The sequence below is a fragment of the Halalkalibacter flavus genome (genome assembly GCF_036663575.1).
In the GTDB taxonomy this organism is placed as follows: domain Bacteria; phylum Bacillota; class Bacilli; order Bacillales; family Bacillaceae_D; genus Halalkalibacter; species Halalkalibacter flavus.
The window spans coordinates 1-362 of record NZ_JAWRVK010000140.1 but is presented as its reverse complement, the minus strand read 5'-3'; the positions used below and the strand labels follow the sequence as shown (position 1 = coordinate 362).

Sequence of the window (362 nt, the reverse complement as noted above, 5' to 3'; positions counted from 1 at the left end):
TACAAATTCACTTGGTCTTCTCAAAAGAGAGGCAAATTAGGATTTGTCGCTCCTCATAGCAATCAGAAGTACCTTGCTATCGTCGAAAAGAACACCCAATTCTATGTTCCCTTCAAGGGTAAACTGCAGTTCAATGGACCTCAGTATTTCTTCCAGGCTAAAATCCAACCGTACAGCAGTGAGAGTAGCGAGCAACAAAAGATCTTCCAGCACAGTACTGACGTATACACTACCTACCATAACTTGTATGATGTCAAACCTTACCTTGAGGGTAGCAATGCACGACCTGTTCATGTTGCTTCCAGTAAGCAGTATAAAAAATCTTTCGGTCAAGCCTACACAGGTTATGCCTTCCAAATAGA

At 42.0% G+C, this 362-nt stretch carries 1 protein-coding gene; it reads left to right on the top strand.

The genetic code is table 11. The annotated features are described in order from the left end of the window. Nucleotides 1–362, top strand: a 362-nt coding sequence (locus tag SAY88_RS24795) for a hypothetical protein (protein ID WP_332635089.1), incomplete at both ends; no start/stop codon positions are given.